The sequence below is a fragment of the Agromyces sp. P1_H4 genome (assembly GCF_056405255.1).
Map to the genome: position 1 here is coordinate 1 of NZ_JBFUCL010000623.1, position 616 is coordinate 616.

Genomic DNA, 616 nt, shown 5'->3' on the forward strand with positions numbered 1-616 from the left:
AGCGGCAGCCGTTCGAGCAGTCGCCGCACCACGCCGGTCGCGGCATCCGGTGCCCCCGACGGCGACTGCAGCACCTCGCCGACGGCGCCGATCACGACGCCGAGGGCCACGACGAACGCCGGCAGGAGCCCGGCCTGCCACGGGTCGGCCCGCGCGGCGTCGACCCCGGTCGTGAGGGCGAGGATGACGCCGGCAAGGCCGTAGACGACGACCGCCGCGACGCCGCCGCTGAACGAGTGCCCGCCGGCCGCCGAGCGACGACCGATGCGCCGGCCCGCCGCGACCGTGAGCAGCGCGAACCCGAGCAGCGCGATGGTGATGGGGAACGGGTCCCCTACCCCCGGCAGGGCGATGCGCCCGGCCGTCACCGGGTCGAGCTGCACGACGAGGTCGACGCCGTGACCCAGCAGCCAGATGTCGCCTGCCGCCCGGAGGAAGACCGCCGCGTCGACGGTCAGGCCGAAGTGCACGGCCCACAGCAGCATCAGCGGAACGACCGCGATGCCGAGGCAGATGAGCGCTGCGACGGATGCCTCGAGGGCAGCCAGCAGGGCGATCGTCGTGCGTCTCATTCCTCCGGGAGCCTATCCCGGGCGGCGCCGCTCAGTCGTCGCGA

At 74.5% G+C, this 616-nt stretch carries 1 protein-coding gene; it reads right to left on the reverse strand.

What is annotated here, in order from left to right; all coding sequences use genetic code 11:
• Positions 1–572 (reverse strand): cell division protein PerM (locus AC1DY2_RS20440; RefSeq protein WP_476764076.1); only part of this gene is annotated, 572 nt, incomplete at its 3' end.
• Positions 573–616 lie beyond the last annotated feature (44 nt).